At 39.5% G+C, this 20,345-nt stretch carries 16 protein-coding genes and 1 pseudogene; 12 read left to right on the top strand and 5 right to left on the bottom strand.

Annotated features, from left to right (window positions below):
- The first annotated feature begins 18 nt into the window (after positions 1-18).
- Positions 19-963, top strand: coding sequence for a tetratricopeptide repeat protein (locus HWQ42_RS27925; RefSeq protein WP_292817628.1), 945 nt, complete (start codon positions 19-21; stop codon positions 961-963).
- Positions 964-1,003: 40 nt separating this feature from the next.
- Here the strand turns inward: HWQ42_RS27925 and HWQ42_RS27920 are convergent, their stop codons facing one another.
- Both HWQ42_RS27920 and HWQ42_RS27915 read right to left on the bottom strand, forming a co-directional pair.
- The gene (locus HWQ42_RS27920; RefSeq protein WP_292732980.1) at positions 1,004-1,570 is read right to left on the bottom strand and encodes a DUF411 domain-containing protein; all 567 of its coding nucleotides are present in this window, start codon (positions 1,568-1,570) and stop codon (positions 1,004-1,006) included.
- A 157-nt stretch (positions 1,571-1,727) separates the two neighbouring features.
- Positions 1,728-1,880: pseudogene (locus HWQ42_RS27915) on the bottom strand (Uma2 family endonuclease); the annotation flags it as partial.
- A gap of 987 nt (positions 1,881-2,867) precedes the next feature.
- Here HWQ42_RS27915 and HWQ42_RS27910 point away from each other — a divergent pair.
- Positions 2,868-3,230 (top strand): HPP family protein, encoded by a 363-nt coding sequence (locus tag HWQ42_RS27910; RefSeq protein ID WP_292732982.1) that lies wholly within the window; start codon positions 2,868-2,870, stop codon positions 3,228-3,230.
- Between the two features lie 331 nt (positions 3,231-3,561).
- On the opposite strand, the gene HWQ42_RS27905 is transcribed toward HWQ42_RS27910, so the two are convergent.
- Positions 3,562-3,765, bottom strand: a complete 204-nt coding sequence (locus HWQ42_RS27905; protein ID WP_292817626.1) for a ChaB family protein — start codon at positions 3,763-3,765, stop codon at positions 3,562-3,564.
- Positions 3,766-3,821: 56 nt separating this feature from the next.
- Between HWQ42_RS27905 and HWQ42_RS27900 the strand changes: the two genes are divergently transcribed.
- A complete protein-coding gene (locus HWQ42_RS27900; protein ID WP_292817624.1) occupies positions 3,822-3,989 on the top strand; it encodes a hypothetical protein in 168 nt (55 codons plus the stop codon).
- Between the two features lie 148 nt (positions 3,990-4,137).
- Here HWQ42_RS27900 and HWQ42_RS27895 read toward each other — a convergent pair whose 3' ends face one another.
- Positions 4,138-4,581, bottom strand: coding sequence for a pyridoxamine 5'-phosphate oxidase family protein (locus HWQ42_RS27895; protein ID WP_292817622.1), 444 nt, complete (start codon positions 4,579-4,581; stop codon positions 4,138-4,140).
- A gap of 869 nt (positions 4,582-5,450) precedes the next feature.
- Between HWQ42_RS27895 and HWQ42_RS27890 the strand changes: the two genes are divergently transcribed.
- From HWQ42_RS27890 to HWQ42_RS27850, 9 genes are all read left to right on the top strand, one after another.
- Positions 5,451-5,597, top strand: coding sequence for a hypothetical protein (locus tag HWQ42_RS27890; protein ID WP_292817620.1), 147 nt, complete (start codon positions 5,451-5,453; stop codon positions 5,595-5,597).
- Positions 5,598-5,776: 179 nt separating this feature from the next.
- Positions 5,777-5,992: a bromodomain-containing protein gene (locus tag HWQ42_RS27885; protein WP_292732994.1), complete on the top strand. Its 216-nt coding sequence runs from the start codon at positions 5,777-5,779 to the stop codon at positions 5,990-5,992.
- Between the two features lie 72 nt (positions 5,993-6,064).
- Positions 6,065-6,616, top strand: a complete 552-nt coding sequence (locus HWQ42_RS27880) for an alpha/beta hydrolase (RefSeq protein ID WP_292732996.1) — start codon at positions 6,065-6,067, stop codon at positions 6,614-6,616.
- Between the two features lie 184 nt (positions 6,617-6,800).
- Positions 6,801-7,373: an HdeD family acid-resistance protein gene (locus HWQ42_RS27875; protein ID WP_292817618.1), complete on the top strand. Its 573-nt coding sequence runs from the start codon at positions 6,801-6,803 to the stop codon at positions 7,371-7,373.
- A gap of 275 nt (positions 7,374-7,648) precedes the next feature.
- Positions 7,649-9,769, top strand: a complete 2,121-nt coding sequence (locus HWQ42_RS27870) for a family 10 glycosylhydrolase (RefSeq protein ID WP_292817616.1) — start codon at positions 7,649-7,651, stop codon at positions 9,767-9,769.
- A 367-nt stretch (positions 9,770-10,136) separates the two neighbouring features.
- On the top strand, positions 10,137-10,634 hold the full coding sequence (locus HWQ42_RS27865; RefSeq protein ID WP_292817615.1) for a cupin domain-containing protein: 498 nt from the start codon (positions 10,137-10,139) through the stop codon (positions 10,632-10,634).
- Between the two features lie 205 nt (positions 10,635-10,839).
- Positions 10,840-12,546: a dihydroxy-acid dehydratase gene (gene ilvD, locus HWQ42_RS27860; RefSeq protein ID WP_292817613.1), complete on the top strand. Its 1,707-nt coding sequence runs from the start codon at positions 10,840-10,842 to the stop codon at positions 12,544-12,546.
- Positions 12,547-12,825: 279 nt separating this feature from the next.
- Positions 12,826-13,164, top strand: a complete 339-nt coding sequence (locus HWQ42_RS27855; protein WP_292817611.1) for a hypothetical protein — start codon at positions 12,826-12,828, stop codon at positions 13,162-13,164.
- Positions 13,165-13,399: 235 nt separating this feature from the next.
- Entirely contained in the window at positions 13,400-14,413 is a 1,014-nt protein-coding gene (locus HWQ42_RS27850; RefSeq protein ID WP_292817608.1) for an alpha/beta fold hydrolase, read from the top strand.
- A gap of 265 nt (positions 14,414-14,678) precedes the next feature.
- Here HWQ42_RS27850 and HWQ42_RS27845 read toward each other — a convergent pair whose 3' ends face one another.
- On the bottom strand, positions 14,679-20,096 hold the full coding sequence (locus tag HWQ42_RS27845) for an ATP-binding sensor histidine kinase (RefSeq protein ID WP_292817606.1): 5,418 nt from the start codon (positions 20,094-20,096) through the stop codon (positions 14,679-14,681).
- Positions 20,097-20,345 lie beyond the last annotated feature (249 nt).

Below are 20,345 nucleotides of genomic sequence, written 5' to 3'. Positions count from 1 at the left end.
CAAAAATTTCTATAGAGAATGACAGAAGTAATAAGATCCGGGGGACTAAATAATATTGAGTCCATTGAGTTTGAAGAGCAGTGCTTAGAAAAAGCCAGAGAAACAGGCGATCGCAATGGGGAAGTCATTTCCTTGGCAAGTTTGGGCAATGCTTACCATTCACTAGGTGAATACCACCTAGCAATTGAGTTTTATCAGCAGTGGTTAGATATAGCTAAAGAAATAGGCGATCGCTTAGAAGAAGCCAAATCTTTATCTGGGTTGGGTAACGCTTACCAATCACTGGGCAAATACCAGCGAGCGATTGAATTTTATCACCAGTGGTTGAGCATTACCAGGAAAATAGGCGATCGCACTGGGGAAGGCATTTGCTTGGGAAGTTTGGGTAATACTTATGAATATCTGGGTAAGTATGAGCAAGCGATAGAATTTTACCAACAATGGTTGGGTATAACGAAGAAAACAGGCGATTGGACTGGGGAATGCATTTGCCTGGGAAGTTTGGGCAATACTTATGAATCATTGGGATCTTACCAACTAGCGATTGAGTTTTATCAACAATGGTTAGGGCTGGCAAAATTTATTAGCGATCGCAATGGTCAAAGCATGGCCCTGAGTGGATTGGGTGGTGCTTATAAGGCTTTGGGACAGTACCAAAGAGCGTTTGAGTTTTATCAGCATTCATTAGAGATTAAAAGGGATCTTAATGACCCAAATGGGGAAGCAAACGCCTGGTTTAATTTGGGTTTGGTATTAGAAAAAACCAATCGAGAATCAGAAGCGATGGATGCCTTTTGCAATGCTCGTGAAATTTATCATGCAATGGGACTCGATGCCAGCCTGCAAGATTGTAACCATGCCATTGAGTTTCTTTCTCAAAATATTGCAAGTGCAACATCTGCCTTCTGGTTTAAAAGATGGTTAAGTCATTTGTCGCAGTTGATCAAAACTGGTTCTAAATAAAGAGTGCTGAGTTCCGAGTTAAAAGACCCTTTTAATTCACTCAGGACTCACCACGATACTGATTGAATACTGCAACTGAGTTATTGCGATCAAAGGAAAGCACAGAAAACGGGTCTTTTCGATTCCCCATTTCCATCCCAGGAGTGCCTACAGGCATTTGAGGAACAGATAAACCAACAACATTTGGCTTTTCTTGAAGGAGACGTTTGATGTCGCCTGCGGGGACGTGTCCTTCGATGACATATCCATTAGCAATTGCTGTATGGCAAGATGACAAGTTATCCGGCACGTTGTACTTTTGTTTGACTGTTTCGATATCAGGCGTAGAAAAATCTGTGATTTTAAAACCCTGTGCCTTTAAGTGCTCAATCCACCCGCCACAACAGTTACAATCGGGACTGTGATATACAGTGGCATTTAGCACTGTTGATTTTGATGGTGTCTGTTGCTCCTGGATGTTAAAAACAGCTTGAGCATGACTCATAGGAGCAGTACTTCCCAAGATGCTCAACACCCCTAATGTTAGAACTACTATTTGCACAATGGCAGGCATCAAAATGGGAAGTAACCATTTTTGCCAGCAATAAATCAATTGTTTGTGTGACATCTGATACTTCCTAAATACAACATTGCTTCCAAAACACTTTGCGTTTAAAAACACTAAGATTTTAAATAAAAGAGATATAAGTAAAATTAAATATGTCTTATCCATAACCCAATGGCACGAAGAAAATTCTCTACGAGAGGCTACGCCAATGCGTCTACGCACTATGAGATTCCGAGCCTCCCGACATAGCAATAATCTCTCCATTGCAGTATTCATGGTGTTCTAGGTTGGTTTCTTCTATAGCCCGATACTCATCTAACATCAGGCGAGTTGTGATTACATCTGGGGTACTGGTTTGAGCAAAGACCACAATCAACCTCTTAAATAATTAGCTCTAAAACTATTATCAGCAAAGGAAAGAAGAATTGCCAATGAACGGTCGAATGCCGCAGCTTCCAAGTGAGGGTATGATGTACGCAATCGCCTCGTTGCACATGTGTTTTATTGCCTTTGGCTAAGAATCCATTCAATTACACCAACGGCAAGGAAATATTATCAACTCTGCTATAGGAATCCGGTTTGATTTTTGAAACGATCTACGTAGTCAGGGAACAGGAAAGAAGGTTTTCGAAGGTGTACTTAGTTTTTTCAGAAATCAAATATGAGTCCTATAGCACCTTGAAGTTAGTAACGATATCTTTAATATGGAACGAATCTAGGCATTTTTATAAGTAAATCTTATGGGTGTGATAGTTTTTTTTCTAAGTAATATAGACTTTATTGAAAAATTTCCAAGATACTTTAATGGTAGAATGTTATAGATTCATGACATTAAGCAATATTCTATTGGACTTGTTAATTTAGCGTTAATAGGTCTATGTAAATGTTGCTCTTAATGTCTTGAATAAATAATCTAGTCGATGCCTTATCTACAATCTGGAAAGGTACTACTGTGTGCATTGTTATCTTTAGTGTATCAACCGATTTAAGATACTATTTTTGCTAACAAACTTGAGATAGATGTGTTTGTCTATTTCGGTATTGGTAACTAGCTACAGCATCATTTCACAATTCATATTTTCTAAGTTGATGCTTATTTATTATTGTGGAGTTTATGAAAGGAAATTTCCCAAAAAAACGAACTAATCCTGCCTATTTAAGATTATTTAATTACAAAAATATTCACTTGAGATTGAAGAATTACTGGTTTAAGATAAGTGGAACCTGGCGGTCGTGTCCTCTAACATGTCCTATAGATAAACCTCATCACAAACATATTTTTTGGAGTTGGCTTGGTAGTTTCTTAGCAATCGCAGCAACGGCTTACCTGTCTGTAAAAACAAATTCTCCTCTGCTTATGGCTCCGTTTGGTGCTACCAGTGTATTGATATTTGGTGTACCAGACAGTCCTTTGGCTCAACCCCGTAATGTAATTGGTGGTAATCTCGTAGCTGCCTTAGTCAGCCTAATTATTTTACATCTTTTCGGTTCGTCTCCTTGGACAATGGGAATGGCAGTAGCAACAGCTATTGGAATGATGCAGCTGACTGGAACTCTACACCCACCTTCAGGAGCAGTTGCCTTAGTCGTAATGATGACAAAAGCTCCTTGGCAATTTCTATTAACACCTGCTTTACAAGGTTCTATTATTTTGGTGCTTTGTGCCGTGGTTTTTAATAATCTGGCACAAGAGAGGACTTATCCCAAGCACTGGCTGTAAGAATTTTTAACGTTGTTTCTATCAAAGGTGGATCTACTCACCACAAGTGTACAGTGACAAATAAAAAGTCGCTGTACACTTATTAGTCATCATATTTTCATGAAAACAAATGGAGCGATGTCTACGACGGGCTACGCCTACGCTTTTCTTGAGGCGATCTCTCATGATTGATATTTTGGTGGCTAGTCACTTCAAATACTGTTCGGTTAAGAGACGCGATAAATTGCCGTCTCTACAATAATCAGTCTTTTGTCTTGACGGTGATTTTTCGCATCTTTACGATTTATAATTTTCATCAAAAAACCTTAACCGAAACGTATTGAGTTCATTTCTATTCTGGCTTTTTGTGCCAATGCCCATCATCGCCTTTTTCGTAATCGCCCTTTACCGCACTCCAAGCGACTCGAAAGGCACGTTCTTCTCCACCATATTGTTCTTGAGCGCTGTTAAATGCAGCCCGAAAAATTTCTTGGGCGTGCTTGGGTAAGTTTTCTTTGACTGCATCTGGTAAGTCTGCAATTTGTTTGTAAGGCATAAACTTTATTTCCCCAGTCTCATGTTTGTCCTTTGCTTTGGGGTGGAAATCTATGTTTGATTCTGCCTTCATCAGTATCAAACTTTGAAAGTTTTGAAGAGTTTAAAACCTTCATCAGCGGCGTATTGGTAACAGCGATACCTGCGGTGAGCTATGCTAACGCCCAAGGACTGCATTGTTTGAAAGCTACGGGCGATGCCTGCGGTGGGCTACGCCTACGCTAAATTCTGAGGCAGTACTTTCAGATCATCAATACCGTTAACAACTGTCGCAATTTTGTCCCACAATTACACGTATTAAATAATTCGTAATTTAATTGTTAACTAAAAATTAAAAATTACGAATTATTGATTACTTAAAGACGTGATGGTGTCAAAAACTAATAGTTTGTGGCTTGAAACTCGATGCACTATCCCAATAATTAACCTGGTTAATATTCACCTTTAGCAAAGCAATATCGGGTTCGTCTAGTCCTTTAGGAAACCAGGTTTGAAGTTCCGGCTTCCATAGCTCTCGCATCTTATTGCGGTCTTTTACAAGTTCTGCTGTACCTGAGATAGAAACGTATCGCTGCTGTTCGGGTGACGAGAAACTAATATTGACCTGCTTATGGTGTTCAATTTCAGTTACCTTATGGGAAGCAGCATAAGTAAAGAACCAGAGTATGCTATCAGAGTTAATCTCACCACTCTTTGACATAGGGTAACTATGCAAACTCCCATCATCATCGACTGTGGTAAACATACCATAATCAATATCTTTGATTAGTTCATGCAGTTTTTGAATCTGTTGATTCCGGTCTGTAGAAGTTGTCATTGTTTGTAATTTTTTCTCTATTGTTCTATTTGTTCTCTGGGTTATAATTAAAAATTACAAACCAGGATTTAATACTGATAAACTTATTTTTAAGTATTAACCTTTTTAGTTTAAATTGCGTGAGTCTAAAGGTGTAATTATAATAAAATTAGCTTTTTTAGTTATATCTATAGAGATATTGCTTGAAAGTGATTGTTCTGTGCATACACAACTTTTAAGTATAGTCAGGTTAATTTTGTGCTTATTTCTTTAGACAGAAATTTGAGAAATTTTGCACTAAATTCCAAGTGCCTCTGTAACTTTAGAGTGATAAAGTCATATCTTCCGGCTGAGAATGACTATTTTGGGGCTGCCGCCTCCTTGATTTGCGGTAGCAGTGCAATAATGAGGAACATTTCTAGCCAAAGTCTAGAAACGAGGTTTTAAAAGGGTTTTAGTTGAAATTTTGTAGTTTTATTTATTCTCGCTGATTTATTTACTGAGAAATTATTAAAGCATTTTGAGAAAGTTAAATGCCATTTTGCTTGCGTAAAACACCGAAATGAGTAACTAAACTGGTGTTTGAGAAAGCATTTAAGCGTTTTGTTTGCGGAAAATACCAAAATGAGAAAGCATTTAAGCTTTTTGCTTGCGGAAAATACCAAAATGAGAAAGCATTCAAGTATTTTGAGAAAGCATTTAAGCTTTTTGCTTGCTGAAAACACCGAAATGAGAAAGCATTCAAGGGTTTTGAGAAAGCATTTAAGCTTTTTGAGAAAGCATTTCAGTATTTTGAGAAAGTATTTTAGTATTTTGATAAAGCAATTAGGCTTTTTGATAAAGCAATCAGTAAATATACCTGACGATTAAAAATTACGGCTGTACATAGCTTGCTTCCCGTTCGCCCTTGGCGTCCCGTAGAGAATGGCACAAAGCCGACGCTTAGATATTCTGTAACTGTAAAATTTTATATAACACCAGTAGCGATCGCAGATCATCATGACAATAGTTACTACATTTGCGATCGCCACTCATGACTTGTTATTTAGATATTAAAGTATTAAAATTTACGCCACAAAGTATTCTTACTCTAAAATGTTAAATTTATACCTTCTGAATGAGCCTCTTCAACCCATAGCAGGAGTATCACTTTCCATTCAGCGTCTACTATAAAGCAACTAGGAAATCAAATTGCAGTGTATCTGCCTTTCAAATTATGGACTGGAAGTACAGGTGGAAAAATGGTTATCGACCAAGCCGAGATGAAGCAGCAAAAAACCCTCATTTGTTAGATGAGAGTCAGTTCGAGAACGAACAAGACCGAAAGCTCGCTGAAGAAACTACAAGGAAGCATTTGGGCGTACCTGCACCAACCTTAGACGAAGATCAATCAATACTACCTCATGCAGCTTCGCCTAATGACAAGCTTTAATCCTAAGACATAGGCAAAAAAAGCCTATGTCTGCTCCATACTACTTATCATTATCAAATCAAGTTTAACAAAATGCAGATTTCGCAACTTTTCAATCGATTAAATAATAAGAAATTTACTAAGTTACTCACTCAGACTATAGCTTTAGGGATAGGCGCTATTGTTCTATTCTCAACTACTAATGCTAATGCTGCCGAGCAAGTTGTTTTAAAGTATGGTACTTTTCAGGGACAAATATCAGTTGAAGAATTAAGTCAGTTTACCGAAACTGGTAAGACTACCCCAACATTAAGAGCTTATTTACAGGCGGCCCAACAAGATCCCGCAGTAGCTCGTAAAGCATTGAAAGCCCCAATAAAAGCTGATGCTGACTTTTTAAATAGCTTACTAGCTAGTTGGGCAGGGCCAATTTTAGTTAACCAAATTGGTGAGGTAGTTCACCCTCCCGCAGGACAACTAGATCAGCAAGCGTTGCGAAGCGCTTTAAGTGCATCTATTAAAGAAAATGGTGAAGTTACATTACTTGGAGCCATTCAGAATTATCCAAATACATCTGTTGAACTTGAAGGAGATCGTCTGATCTCTGTTTATGAACGCCTTAGCAATCTTGCAGAACTTTTATAAAGGTTACTTAAAGATAATGCATTTGTCATCCGATGATTGGTGTAGTATCTCAATAGTCGTGAATTTTAGTCACGAGCGCAATGAAGTTAATACTAATGAGTCTATCTTAGGGTTCATACTCTGTTACTCAGAAATTCCCTAATCTAAATGTAGAGTTTAGTCTAAGAATAGGGAAAAGATTTTTATGACAACCGATGTTTCTAAAGATATTAAGAAGGATGTTAATGGGTCGCTGATCAGTGGTGTTATCCTAAGTATTTTAGGGGTTATTGCGATCGCAGCGCCTAACTTCACCACCATATTCGCCGAAACTTGGATTGCGGTGATTTTGATTTTCGCCGGATTTACAAAACTAGTTTATGCCACTCAAACCCGCCACCAAGGAGGTTTTATTTGGAAACTTCTATTGAGCGGACTCTATATTGCAACCGGCATCATGTTGTTTGTTTATCCTTTTACAGGTGTACTCACACTAACTCTGTTGCTTGGCAGCTTTTTACTGGCTGAAGGTACATTCGAGTTAATTCTGGCATTCCGGTTACGCCCACAAGATAACTGGACGTGGATACTAGGTGATGGGATTATTACGCTGATCTTAGGTGCAATGATTTGGTTCCAGTGGCCCTTCAACGCCCCCTGGCTTCTGGGTACACTAGTTGGTGTCAGCATTATTTTCACTGGCGTTTCACGCGTGATGCTGGCGTTGAATGCGCGTTCTACCTTGAATCCTCCTGACCAAGCTACAAACGCTACTTAGTAGATAGGAGTGGGGAGATGAGGGGCAGGGAGCAGGGGCACAGGGGTAGGGGAGAAATAATAACTCCTAACTCAGCACTCGGAACGGGCTAAACGCCCCGCTACCGCTAATGGAACTCAGAACTGTTTTACCCAATGCCCCATTCCTAAACCTGAGTAGTTAAAGTTTACAAGACATTGCAGCAGCGATGCCTACGGCTGGCTATGCCTACGCCAACAAAATTGCTAAATTAACTAAGGAAATCAAAATCAAGGCCAGCTAGCTGCAATTAAATAATGGTATCTATTGCTACCCCCTTCTCGGATATTCAAAACCATTGGGCACGCTTATTTATTACAGCCTTAGCCCAACGCGGTATTGTCAGTGGGTTGCCTAATGGCACTTATCGCCCCGATAATTCACTTACCCGTGCTGAATTTGCCGCTATTATCGCTAACGCATTTGGCACAGTTTCCAAGAAGCGGCAGTATGTTCCCTTTGTTGATGTACCTACAAATTATTGGGCAGCAGCAGCCATCAAAACAGCTTACGAAAAAGCATTTATTAGTGGGTTTCCTGATAAAACTTTCCGTTCCGCTAACCGAATTACTAGAGTAGAAGTCTTAGTTTCCTTGGTAGCAGGCTTAGAAATTGCCACCAAGGTAAAACCTGACCTCCTCTCAAAACTCTCACAAATTTATCAAGATTCTGTTCAGATTCCCGAATATGGTAGAAATCACGTAGCTATTGCTACCAGCGCTGGATTGGTAGTTAGTTTCCCAAATATTAAATTACTTAATCCTAATCTTGCAGCCACCCGTGCAGATGTGGCAGTGATTATTTATCAAGCTTTGGTGTATTTAGGTCAGGCAGAAAAAATTGCCTCTAGTTACTTAGTGCAGCCGCCAATATTAACGCCCACGCCGATACCGACACCAACTCCAACTCCAACTCCAACTCCAACTCCAACTCCAACTCCAACTCCAACTCCAACTCCAATACCAACTCCAACGCCCACGCCTATCGGTAGCGTTAAGGTAAATCATAGCCGGGAATTTCGAGGGGCATGGGTAGTATCTGTGTGGAATGGTGATTGGCCTTCCAAACCAGGACTTACTGTTGCTCAACAAAAAGCAGAACTTAGCGAGATTATTACTAAATTACAAGCGCTAAACTTCAATGCCCTGATTTTCCAGGTGCGACCAGAGGGAGACGCTTTGTATGAATCTCGATTAGAGCCTTGGAGTGCTTGGATTACAGGAACTCAAGGGAAAGCGCCAGAACCATTTTACGATCCTTTAGCGTTTGCGATCGCAGAATGTCATAAGCGCAATATTGAACTCCATGCTTGGTTTAACCCTTACCGCGCTAGCACCTCCACCGACCCTGCGAAAACAGTCCGTCCCCACATCGCAGCAACCAATCCAGAAAGCGTTTATTTGTGGAAAACTCAACGCTGGATGGACCCAGGACTAAAAATAGTTCAGGACAGGGCATATAACGTAATTCTTGATGTAGTGAAGCGCTACGATGTTGATGGCATTCACTTAGATGATTATTTCTATCCATATCCCATTGAAGGACAGCCTTTCCCCGATGGTAAAACCTACGCTGCATATAAAGCAGCTGGTGGTACACTCAGCCTTGGCGACTGGCGACGAGACAATGTTAACAAAATGGTACAGCGCCTTTGGCAAGGAATTAAAACAACCAAACCCGACGTTAAATTTGGTATCAGTCCTTTTGGAATTTATCGCCCCGGACAACCCGCTGGTATTACTGGGTTGGATGCTTACAACGTGCTGTATGCTGACTCAAAGAAATGGTTAGAAGAAGGCTGGATTGACTATATCGCACCTCAACTTTACTGGCGCACAGACCAACCACAACAAAGTTATTCAGCGTTGCTACAGTGGTGGACACAGGTAAATACAAAACAAAGACACGTTTACGCTGGTAACAATCTGACAGAACCAAGCAACAAAAGTCGGGAGAGTGATGAGATTGAAAAGCAGGTGAAAATTAGTCGTAGCCAAGCTGGACGGTTATCACTGGGGAATATCTTCTTTAATCTCGGTGTTTTGACAGAAAATAGTCAGGGCATTGCTGATAAATTCCAAAGTCTGCTTTATAACAAACCTGCACTACCACCAACTTTGCCTTGGCAGGATACAACACCACCACCTCCACCCATTGGACTACAAGTCAATAACCGCAAACTGAGTTGGCAGCCTGGAGATAATCAGCCAGTTCGTTCCTGGACACTTTATCGCCTGAGTGGCGATACTTGGACAATTCAGCGAATTTTGTCTGCCGGCACAACCTTCGCTACCGTCCAACAAGCGGGAACCTATGCCGTGTGTGCAGTGGATAGATTAGCCAACGAGAGTGTGGGAACAGTTATTACAGTTAGTTGAACAAAAGTGCTGCCCAGATTTCTGACAACTTTTATGGATACAACTGACGAATAGAGGTCTAACTCTTCAAGATAAAACCAGTCTGATAATAGTGTAACTGCGGCATTAAAACCATCAGTTTTGTGGCGCGTACAGTCTAAAATTCATTCATACTTTCTTTCTCAAATAGTTAATGCCCAGCAATTCCAAAAAGATAATTTTGATGCCATACTGGGATTATTTTTGTCGGCACAGCAGGGACTGATTTTAAAATTTATTAATATAAGGCGAAAAGGATATCTAGCGATCGCTTGGATATTAAAGTATTCTGCCATGACAGATGCGATGTCGAATACACACAAAACAAGAATTAATCAGGAGAATTAACATGACTATTGAGCAAAAAGGTTTACTGCAACCACCCGGCGAAGGGACTTCTTACTGGTTTGCTCAGGACCTCTATACTTTCAAAGCAGTGGGTGAAGAGACAGGACAGGCTTATGCACTCTGCGAAGTCGTAATTGCATCACAAGGGGGTGGAGCACCTCCTCATCGTCATTCGCGGGAAAATGAATCATTTTACATCCAAGAGGGAGAATTAGAATTTAATCTGGATGGGCAAATAATAATAGCAACGCCTGGTACATTTCTCCACTCTCCTAAAGGACAGCTGCATCAATTTACTAACAAAACCTCTTTACCTGCAAAGATACTAGTTTGGGTGACACCAGCTGGTTTTGAGAAATTTATTGCAGAAGCTGGGAAACCAGCAAATCAGGTTATTTCTGTACCACCTCTCAGCCCCACAGATTTAGAAAAAATTCTCGCTACAGCGCCTAAATATGGCATTGAGATTATTCCTCCACCTGCTGAACTTATTTCATAATAAGCTTATATATGGTGAATAAAATTATACGTTTGTCTAGTTCCTGCTGAAATGTAATTCCTCAGCTACAGCAAAAAAGTAGCTCAGTATCGTAGTCCCAGATTTTTGAGACTTTATAAGTCTCAATTTTAAATAAATATATATTGGACATCTCAAAGAAGGCTACATATCATACTCGTACAGAGATTTGATTGAGGCCAGAGCAATGAGTGAAAAAACAACGTCAGAGAATTTCAGAAGTAAAGTTGTTACACAAGGGGTACAGCGATCGCCAAATCGGGCTATGCTGCGTGCAGTAGGTTTTCAGGATGAAGACTTTAAGAAAGCAATTGTCGGTGTGGCTAATGCCTACAGCACCATCACTCCCTGTAACATAGGAATTAATCAACTAGCACTCATAGCTGAAGCGGGAATTAAACTAGCCGGGGCAATGCCGCAAATGTTCGGCACAATTACTATTAGTGATGGGATTTCTATGGGAACTGAGGGAATGAAATATTCCCTAGTGTCACGAGAAGTGATTGCTGATTCCATTGAAACCGTCTGTAATGGTCAAAGTATGGATGGTGTGATTGCCATCGGTGGCTGTGATAAAAATATGCCAGGGGCAATGATTGCAATGGCACGGATGAATATTCCGGCTATCTTTGTTTACGGTGGGACAATTAAACCCGGACACTACCACGGTCGTGACTTGACTGTTGTGAGTTCCTTTGAGGCTGTGGGTGAATACAGTGCTGGTAAAATTGACGACACCGAACTGATGGAAGTAGAACGCCGCGCTTGTCCTGGTGCTGGTTCTTGCGGTGGGATGTTCACAGCCAATACTATGTCCTCGGCTTTTGAAGCGATGGGTATGAGTTTACCCTATTCTTCCACAATGGCGGCGGAAGATGATGAAAAAGCCGATAGTACTGAAGAATCAGCCAAGGTATTAGTAGAAGCAATTCGTAATCAACTGTTACCTCGACAAATTATCACGCGCAAATCTATAGAAAATGCTATTTCTGTAATTATGGCTGTGGGTGGTTCAACTAACGCCGTGTTACATTTTCTAGCGATCGCTCGTGCGGCTGGTGTAGAACTTAATCTAGATGATTTTGAAACTATCCGCGATCGTGTCCCTGTTTTATGTGATTTAAAACCCAGTGGTAGATATGTCGCCACAGACTTACATCAAGCTGGTGGTATTCCCCAAGTGATGAAAATGCTATTGGTGCATGGATTACTTCACGGTGACTGCATCACCATCACAGGTAAAACCATCGCTGAAATTTTAGCAGATGTCTCCAATGAACCACCAAGCAATCAAGATGTGATTCGCCCTTGGAATAACCCGATGTATGCCCAAGGTCACTTAGCCATCCTGAAAGGGAATCTCGCTACAGAGGGAGCAGTAGCAAAAATTACTGGGGTAAAAAATCCTGGCATTACCGGTTCTGCACGGGTATTTGATTCCGAGGAAGAATGCTTAGATGCCATCCTTGCAGGTAAGATTAAAGCCGGTGATGTAATTATCGTCCGCTACGAAGGGCCGAAAGGCGGCCCCGGTATGCGGGAAATGCTAGCACCCACCTCAGCAATTATTGGTGCGGGTTTAGGTGATGCAGTCGGGTTAATTACTGATGGACGCTTTTCAGGCGGTACTTACGGAATGGTAGTCGGACACGTTGCTCCCGAAGCCGCCGTTGGTGGTGCGATCGCTCTGGTCGAAGAAGGTGATAGCATCACTATCGATGCTAATTCTCGCTTGTTACAAATCAACATTTCTGATGCAGAATTAGCCAGTCGCCGCGCCAAATGGCAACCCCGTCCACCCCGTTATACAAAAGGCATCTTAGCAAAATATGCGAAGTTAGTTTCCTCTAGTAGTGTTGGTGCTGTTACAGACTTGGATTTATTTCATGAGTAGGGAGTAAGGTTGGAGACGCGAGATGTCGCGTCTCTCTACAAGAGTATGGAAAGACTATTTGCTGGCATTGGCTGTGAAACTTACAGCAGAATTCAGGAGTAAACATCCTTTATATCTGGGTAGCAGACTTAGCTTGTGTACTTCACCAACTTGAAATATGCTGTAAGTTGCTCTACTTATGTTTTAAAGTAAAAAGTAGTTGATTCAAAGTGTTTGTTACTACCAATGAAAGTTTTAGGGTCAGTCCTGCCAATCCTGTTGCTGCTATGCAGTCCTGCTATGGCAGTTGAGCTTAAAGGACAAAATATTGACGGTCAAAAGCTACCTGCTACAGCTTATTACTATGCAACTGGTGGGGTCTACAAAGTTCAGGTGCGCTTTCACAACAAACGAGCCACAATTTACTTTGACGACGGCAACCAAACAACTATACAGTTGAACCAGCAAGCGATCGCTGACTCAAAGAATATTGAAGGTTTTGGAAAACTAGGACAATATCCTCTAAATAGAACATTTAGTGTTGGGTTGGTGTATGACAATAATTGGCCCGGTAGCAGTGATAATCAATTCCAACAGTCTAATCCGCTAGACGGGTTGTGGAAAATTAGTTTGGAGTGAATACTCATCCGACTTTAAAACATTTCTTACTTCTGACAGGGCAACTCAACAATATGTCCTCTGCTAGACTCGAAGTCACTACTGAATTTATAAAGTAACATATATTTATGATTCCTATTTGATTTTTGAATAACTAAGCTCCTTAAAAGCTTGCCATACAAAGATTTACTTTTCAATATACTGAGCAATATTCAAGTAGGATTACTATATGTATATGAACATAATAATTACATAAATGAAAGTTGGCATTCAAAATACAGTAGAAATCCTAGAGCAAGTTCACCAATTAGAGTCCACACTAGGTCTTAAAAATGAAGCCTGCCGTTCTAAATTTTTGATTCATCCTGACTTCACATCAAAAGTTTTTTTATTTTTGCATGGTTTTACAGCAGGCCCTTACCAGTTCGAGCCGCTTGGTAAAGCCTTCTTTAACAAGGGATATAACGTTTTGATTCCTTTACAACCTGGTCATGGACGCTCAGGTGACTGGAGGTCTCAAAATCCTCCACCACTACCAACAGATATTGAGATTTATCAACAATTTGTAATCAAATGGTTGCAGATTGCCAAAACGCTAGGTCAACAAGTTGTGATTGGTGGATTATCAACAGGTGGAACTTTAGCTGCTTGGTTAGCTTTGGAGCATCCTGAAGAAATTGAACGCACTTTATTGTTTACGCCTTATTTAGGTAGCCGCTATTTACTATTCGATCAACTCATCAAAATTCTGCCAATTTACTTTGAATGGTTCAACAAAGATGCACCTGGGAATTTTGGTTATAAAGGTTTTCGTCTCAAGGCCTTACGGATATTTCTAGAATTGGGATATCAGGTTTTAGACAAGGTTCAAGACTGTGTTTCTGCCCCAATCTTAATGGTATGTAGTGAGGCAGATCGTGCTGTTAGCCGCTCGAAACAGCAGGATTTTTTCCGAAGAGTACTTAAGCAGCAACCGAAATCCTGGTATTACTGTTTCGATGATTCGCTTCACATTGAACACCGAATGATGACAAAATTGGAAGACAATGATTATGAAGAACTGGTAATTACCCTCGCTAAAGCATTTGTTGAGAGCGATTTAACTTGGGTAGAGTTTCAGGAAATGGCAAAGCGGATAGCGCAGGGACAAGCTTATGACCAAATCATCCGAGAACTCAACTTTGACGAACAAGTTTTTCAACAGCTATCCGCAATGATGACTCAAGGTTTTGGCTGTGAGCATCTTAAATGTATCAATCCAGATTTATAATGCAATACAGTTCAGTTAAGCAATTTTTTCCCTCTCTTTCTTCTCTCTGTGTACTCTGCGCCTCTGTGGTTCGTTAAAAAAAAACGGCTTTGACAAAGAGTGCTAGCCTTAACTCAACCATATTGATTTATCATGAGCATCCCAATTTTTCAACAAGGTCTTTCAAGACGCGATAAATCGCGTCTCTACATCAGGGTTTTGTTGCTCATTTTGAACTGTATTGGCTCAACTCTAACTTTTGCTATTGGCTGATAGTGGTTACAAGTTAATTTTGAGTCTGAGCCAGAATCGGTAAGGTAATTACAAATTCTGTTCCTTCACCTTGGGTAGAATTCACAACCAGTGAACCGCCATGTTTTTCTACAACAATAGACTGAGCGATCGCTAATCCTAATCCCGTTCCTTTACCAACACCTTTTGTAGTAAACAAGTGGTCAAATACTTTTTGTTTGACTGATTCACTCATGCCTTGACCATTATCAGCAATGCTCACCTCAACTTGTTTAACTTTTAAACAGGTGGTAATTTTAATCCGATTGGGATTGGCTTGAATTTCTCCAAAACTCTTATCTGCATTTGATTCATCCAAGGCATCAATGGCATTCGCTAAGATATTCATAAATACTTGATTTAGTTGGCCAGCAAAACATTCAATTTTGGGTAAATTTCCGTACTTATTGATTATTTCAATAGCTGGACGTTCTTCGTTAGCTTTCAGGCGATGTTTGAGAATTAAAATCGTACTATCAATGCCTTCATGAATGTTAAACGGTACTTTGTAATCTCTGTCGGCACGGGAGAAAGTACGCAGACTGGTGCTAATGTTTTTGAGCCTGTCACACGCTATTGTCATCGAATCAATCATCTTGACCAAATCTTCTAAGCTATATTCCAAATCGATTTCTTCGGCATGAGTAAAGATTTCATCTCCGGGAATAGGAAACTTTTTTTCATATAGTTTCAAGTGTTCAATAATATCAATAAATGTTGGTTTAGCTTGTTGGAGACTGGCAGCAATAAAACCAAGAGGATTATTCATTTCATGAGCTACGCCAGCAACTAAGTTACCCAATGCAGACATCTTTTCACTTTGGACTATTTGTAATTGAGCTTGTTGCAAATCTTGTAAAGCTTGCCCAGCTTGTTGATAAAGCCGAGCATTTTCTAAGGCAATTGCTGCTTGGGAGGACAGTAGGTTAATCACCTTTAAACGATTACTAGTAAATACTCCTTGATTCAATTGATTTTCTAGGTAGATAATCCCCACTAAATTACCTTGGTTAATAATGGGTGTACATAATACACTTTGAGGTTGATGTAGGAGCATATATTCTCCAATTACACCAGGAATATTTGTTTTACAATTGTCTATGATCACAGTTTCTTGAGTATTCTTAACGTAATTGATTAGTTTTCGCGGAATATATTGGCAAGCATCTATTAGTTGTGAATCAAGAATGGTTTTGACATCAGTCTGGGAATTTGACTGTTCATCGATAAAGGTAATTGCCCGCACTTGCCAAGTATCTTTTTGAGGAAGAATTAATACAGATATTTTGGCACCAGAATTTTCTAAGATAATGCGAGTGAGACTGCTGATAAGTGCGTCTAATTCGATACAACTGGAGATAGTTTGAGCTGCTTTGAGAATGCAGGTTAAATCTAGAGCATCAGAAATATTAGTACTGCTGGTAGTGTAACTAGATGTGCGAGCAATGCTAGCTATGGTTTCTAAGGGATTTAAGTTGAATTCTTGCTGTTGCAAAATGGGTTTGAGTAATTTGGGATAGCGTTTTTCCAAGTCATCAGTTTTGGCTTTTGCTCCCCAACGGGCATAACTGTAATATGCTTGTTGCAGATATCCTTCTGCGGCTCTTTCTTTACCCCATTCTAGGTAAAATTTGGCAGCAAGTTCGTTAGCGATCGCGGCTTCCTGAATATAGTCATTGGCGATCGCTCCTTGGATCGCTATTTCATAATAATCTGCGGCTTGTAAGCGATCGCCAGTTACACGAGCTTGTTCAGCTAAAATTAAATTGTACTTGTGCTGATAATTGACTGGCGCATGAGCCGCCCATTCTTGCATTTTTGACTGGTTTTCGGCTACTTTTTGGAGATAAAGCTGTTGCTGTGCTTCATTTACCTGAGAACAAAGAGTTAACAAACTCAAAGATTGATAGAAATTCCGCAAAGGAACAATTAATAAGCCTGCTGCTCCCTGCTCATACTGCTCAAATTTTTGAGAATATTCCCAAGCAGATTCGTATTCACCAAAAAGATAAGCCAGTAGCGTTTTTGCTAGATAGACATAACAAATACCATTGATATTATTAGTTTCAATTAGAGTCGGTAACATTTCGACTTCGTGAAAATGCTTACCAATTAAACAACAGGGATTAGCCGCTTCTCCTTGTAAATTTAGAACCGTCTGCCGCCAGATATTTCCCCAAACTAGAGATACCTCTTGTTTGATTTGCTGCATTAGATCGCAATATTTATCTGCTTCCAGCACAGCATTTTCTAGGTTTTCTCCACTCCAAAAGAGAAATTGACAATAGCAATTGGCACAATAGCCTACATATTCTAAATTTCCGGTTTCTAATCCACTTTGTAACCCATCTAAAAATAAACTTAATGTGGATTTAATTGAATCTTTCCAGTGCTTAATAAATAGGCTGAATGTGAGATAAACTCTACTTTTAAGTTCTTTAGTTTGAAATTTATCTAAAAGTTCTATTGCCAGTTTACCAAAGCTATATCCATCTTCAATTGCACCAATACTGCACAAAAACAATCCATAGAGACTGTAAGCTACAGCAGCCTGTGGTGAGTTGCCGTACTTGATACAAATTTTGATCATTGTAAAAATCTTGAGTGGCAGCAACATCGGTTTGGCTATATAAACCGGGGCAAATAAACCCGATAAAATGCGAAGTGCAACTAATTTTTTGGGATCGGTTATTTCTGGCATATCTGCCAATGCTGCAATTGATTGATGAACCAACATTTGTTGCAACTGGTCATATTCATCAAAAATCATTTGAGTGTTGCCATCTTCAGGTAAGGTAAAATCTAGTAATTGGAGTGCTTCTCTACCTGTGGCTATTGCTTCAATGAATTTATTTTGTGCCGTATAAGATTGGATTTGAATCTCATAGGTACGAACTTTTTCTAATGGAGATTTAGCATTTTTGAGGATAATCTCTACTAGTGATTTTGATGAATCAAAGTTTGTATTCAGATATTCTGCCTCAGCCGCCGATTCATAAACAGCAAGAGCCAAATCGTAGCTGCTTTGCCAAGCATTTATCGGTAATAAAAGGATCGCCACTTTTAAATACTCAACTGCTGTCGCATAAGCAGTCGAGTTTTTGGCTTTACAACCAGCTATCAGATTTAACCGAGATAAATGTTCTCGTTCGTCAACTTCCTTTAATAATTCCAGTCCGTAATTGAATTGGTTAACGATCGCAAAAATTCCTGACTCTTGCTGCTCTTTAGGTGTATTCTGCAATAACAATTGCCCAATTTGCAAGTGTGTTGACTGTTTTTGTGCTTCTGGAATGAGTGAATAGGCAGCTTGTTGGACGCGATCGTGTAAAAATTTATATACAACCATCTCAGACTGTTCTTGAGTAGCTGCTTGATTTTCGGAACCAACAAAAAACTTATAAACCTCACTTTGCGGCAAAATCAACCCTTCTTGCAAAGCTTTCCACAAGCAGTCTGCGGTTTCTACCTCCGATTGTTTAGAAACAATCGCTAATGTTTTTAAATCGAACTGATTACCAATACAAGCGGCTAGCTTCAATTGTTGTTGAGTTGATTCTGGTAGTCTTCGTAATTGGAAAACCATAAAATCAACAACATTGTCTGCTAGAGTTTGCTGATTGATTTGAGAAATGTCACATTGCCAGCATCCCTCGGCAAAATTGAATTGAATCAGTTGGTCTTGATGTAATGATTTCAGAATTTGAGTTGCAAAAAATGGATTTCCTTGAGCTTTACGGAAAATCAATTGTGAAAGAGATAATGCCAAATTCTCTGCACAATTTAATGTATCGGCTACAAGTTGATTCAATTGTAATTGGTTAAGTGGCTTTAGGTTAAGACTATTTAGCTTGACACCTGTTTTGCGAATTTCATCCAACATTACCATCAATGGATGTGCTGAGAATACTTCATTGTCTCTATACGCACCAATTAACAATAAATATCCCTGATTAGCTTCATTCATTAATAATTGTATGAGTTTCAATGAAGCCGAATCTACCCACTGCAAGTCATCTAAGAATATAACTAAAGGATGTTCTTTAGTTGTAAATATTTGGAGAAATTTCTGAAATAATAAATTAAATCGGTTTTGTGCTGCGTTACCTGATAATTCTGGTGCAGGTGGTTGTCTGCCAATAATTTTTTCTAATTCGGGAATGACTTCAATAATTACCTGTCCGTCTTCACCTAATGCTTGAATAATTTGATTTTGCCATTTTTGTATTTGTACATCACTTTCTGCCAGTAATTGCTCCATGAAGTTACGGAAAGCTTGGACAAATGCAGAAAAAGGAATATTCCGATTAAATTGGTCAAATTTGCCTTTGATAAAATAACCGTGTTGACGAACAATAGGTTTATGAACTTCGTTAACAACCGCAGTTTTACCAATCCCCGAAAACCCAGATATCAGCGTTATTTCTGTTCCACCCAGGCTGACATTTTCAAATGCTTCTAGCAGAGTTTCTACTTCTGCTTCTCGTCCATATAGTTTATCAGGGATAATAAATCTGTCGCACACATCCCTTTGACCAATTGGGAAACTTTCAATTTTGCCAGTTGTTTTCAGTTGAGCAAAACAAATTTCTAAATCATGTTTCAATCCTAATACACTTTGATAGCGCTCTTCAGCATTTTTTGCCATTAATTTGCTGACAATATCCGAAATTATCGGCGGAATTTGTAAGTTAATTACATCTATTGATGAGGCTACCTTAGCAATATGGGAATGCACCAACTCCATTGGATCGTTTGATTGAAAAGGTAACTCACCTGTGAGTAATTCATAGAAAGTTACACCAAGTGAATAAAAATCAGTCCGGTAGTCAATTCCCCGATTCATTCTCCCTGTTTGTTCTGGAGAAATATAAGCTAGTGTTCCTTCTGATACATTGGGACTGATTAGCGTTTGCGTTTCCCTTGGTAATAGAGAGGCAATACTAAAGTCGATTAATTTAACTTGTTTGGAATCAGGATTAATTAAAATATTGCTCGGTTTGATATCTTTATGAATGATCCGCTGACTATAGAGTATCTCTAAGGTATTACACAGTGCGATCGCTATTTGAAAAAACTCTTGCAAAAACCTAATATCTCGCGTTTGATCGCGAGCAAAATAATCTTTTAAAGAAATGCCACCAAAATCTTCCATCACCAACGCATAGGCATTTTGATACACCTCCAGGCTGTAAGTTTGGACAATTAAAGATGAGTTGAGATTTTTGGCAATGGTGTACTGATTGCGAAACTGCACCAGTTCATTAAAGGAGGGATATGGATTTTTCAGCAGTTTGATCGCTACAGGTAATGAATCAGTTTCTCTATACCCTCGATAAACTATAGTTCTCGAACCATTGTAGATTTCTTCAATTATCTGGTATCCAGAAATATTAACATGAGTACTAAACATACTGTTAAAACCTAGTGATTTATAAATTGATTGTTCCCAAATTAGTAACCGCAGCTGTGAGGACAAGCTTTGAAAGCATCAAATGCAGAGATAGAATATCCTACACAAAAACGTCAAGATTCTCAGTAGAAAATTAGGAAGCTGCAAAGCGTAAGCTAGTAATTTGTCAACTCAAAAATGTGCTTGTGAGGGATTGGGAAAGATTAAAGGTAAAGGGATTAGAAACCTTTCACCTTTTCCCTTTAATCT

Origin of the sequence: Nostoc sp. JL23 (genome assembly GCF_017115065.1) — a bacterium.
Lineage (GTDB): Bacteria > Cyanobacteriota > Cyanobacteriia > Cyanobacteriales > Nostocaceae > Nostoc > Nostoc punctiforme_A.
The sequence above is the reverse complement of the archived record's forward strand: the minus strand, read 5'-3'. Positions and strand labels throughout refer to the sequence as shown.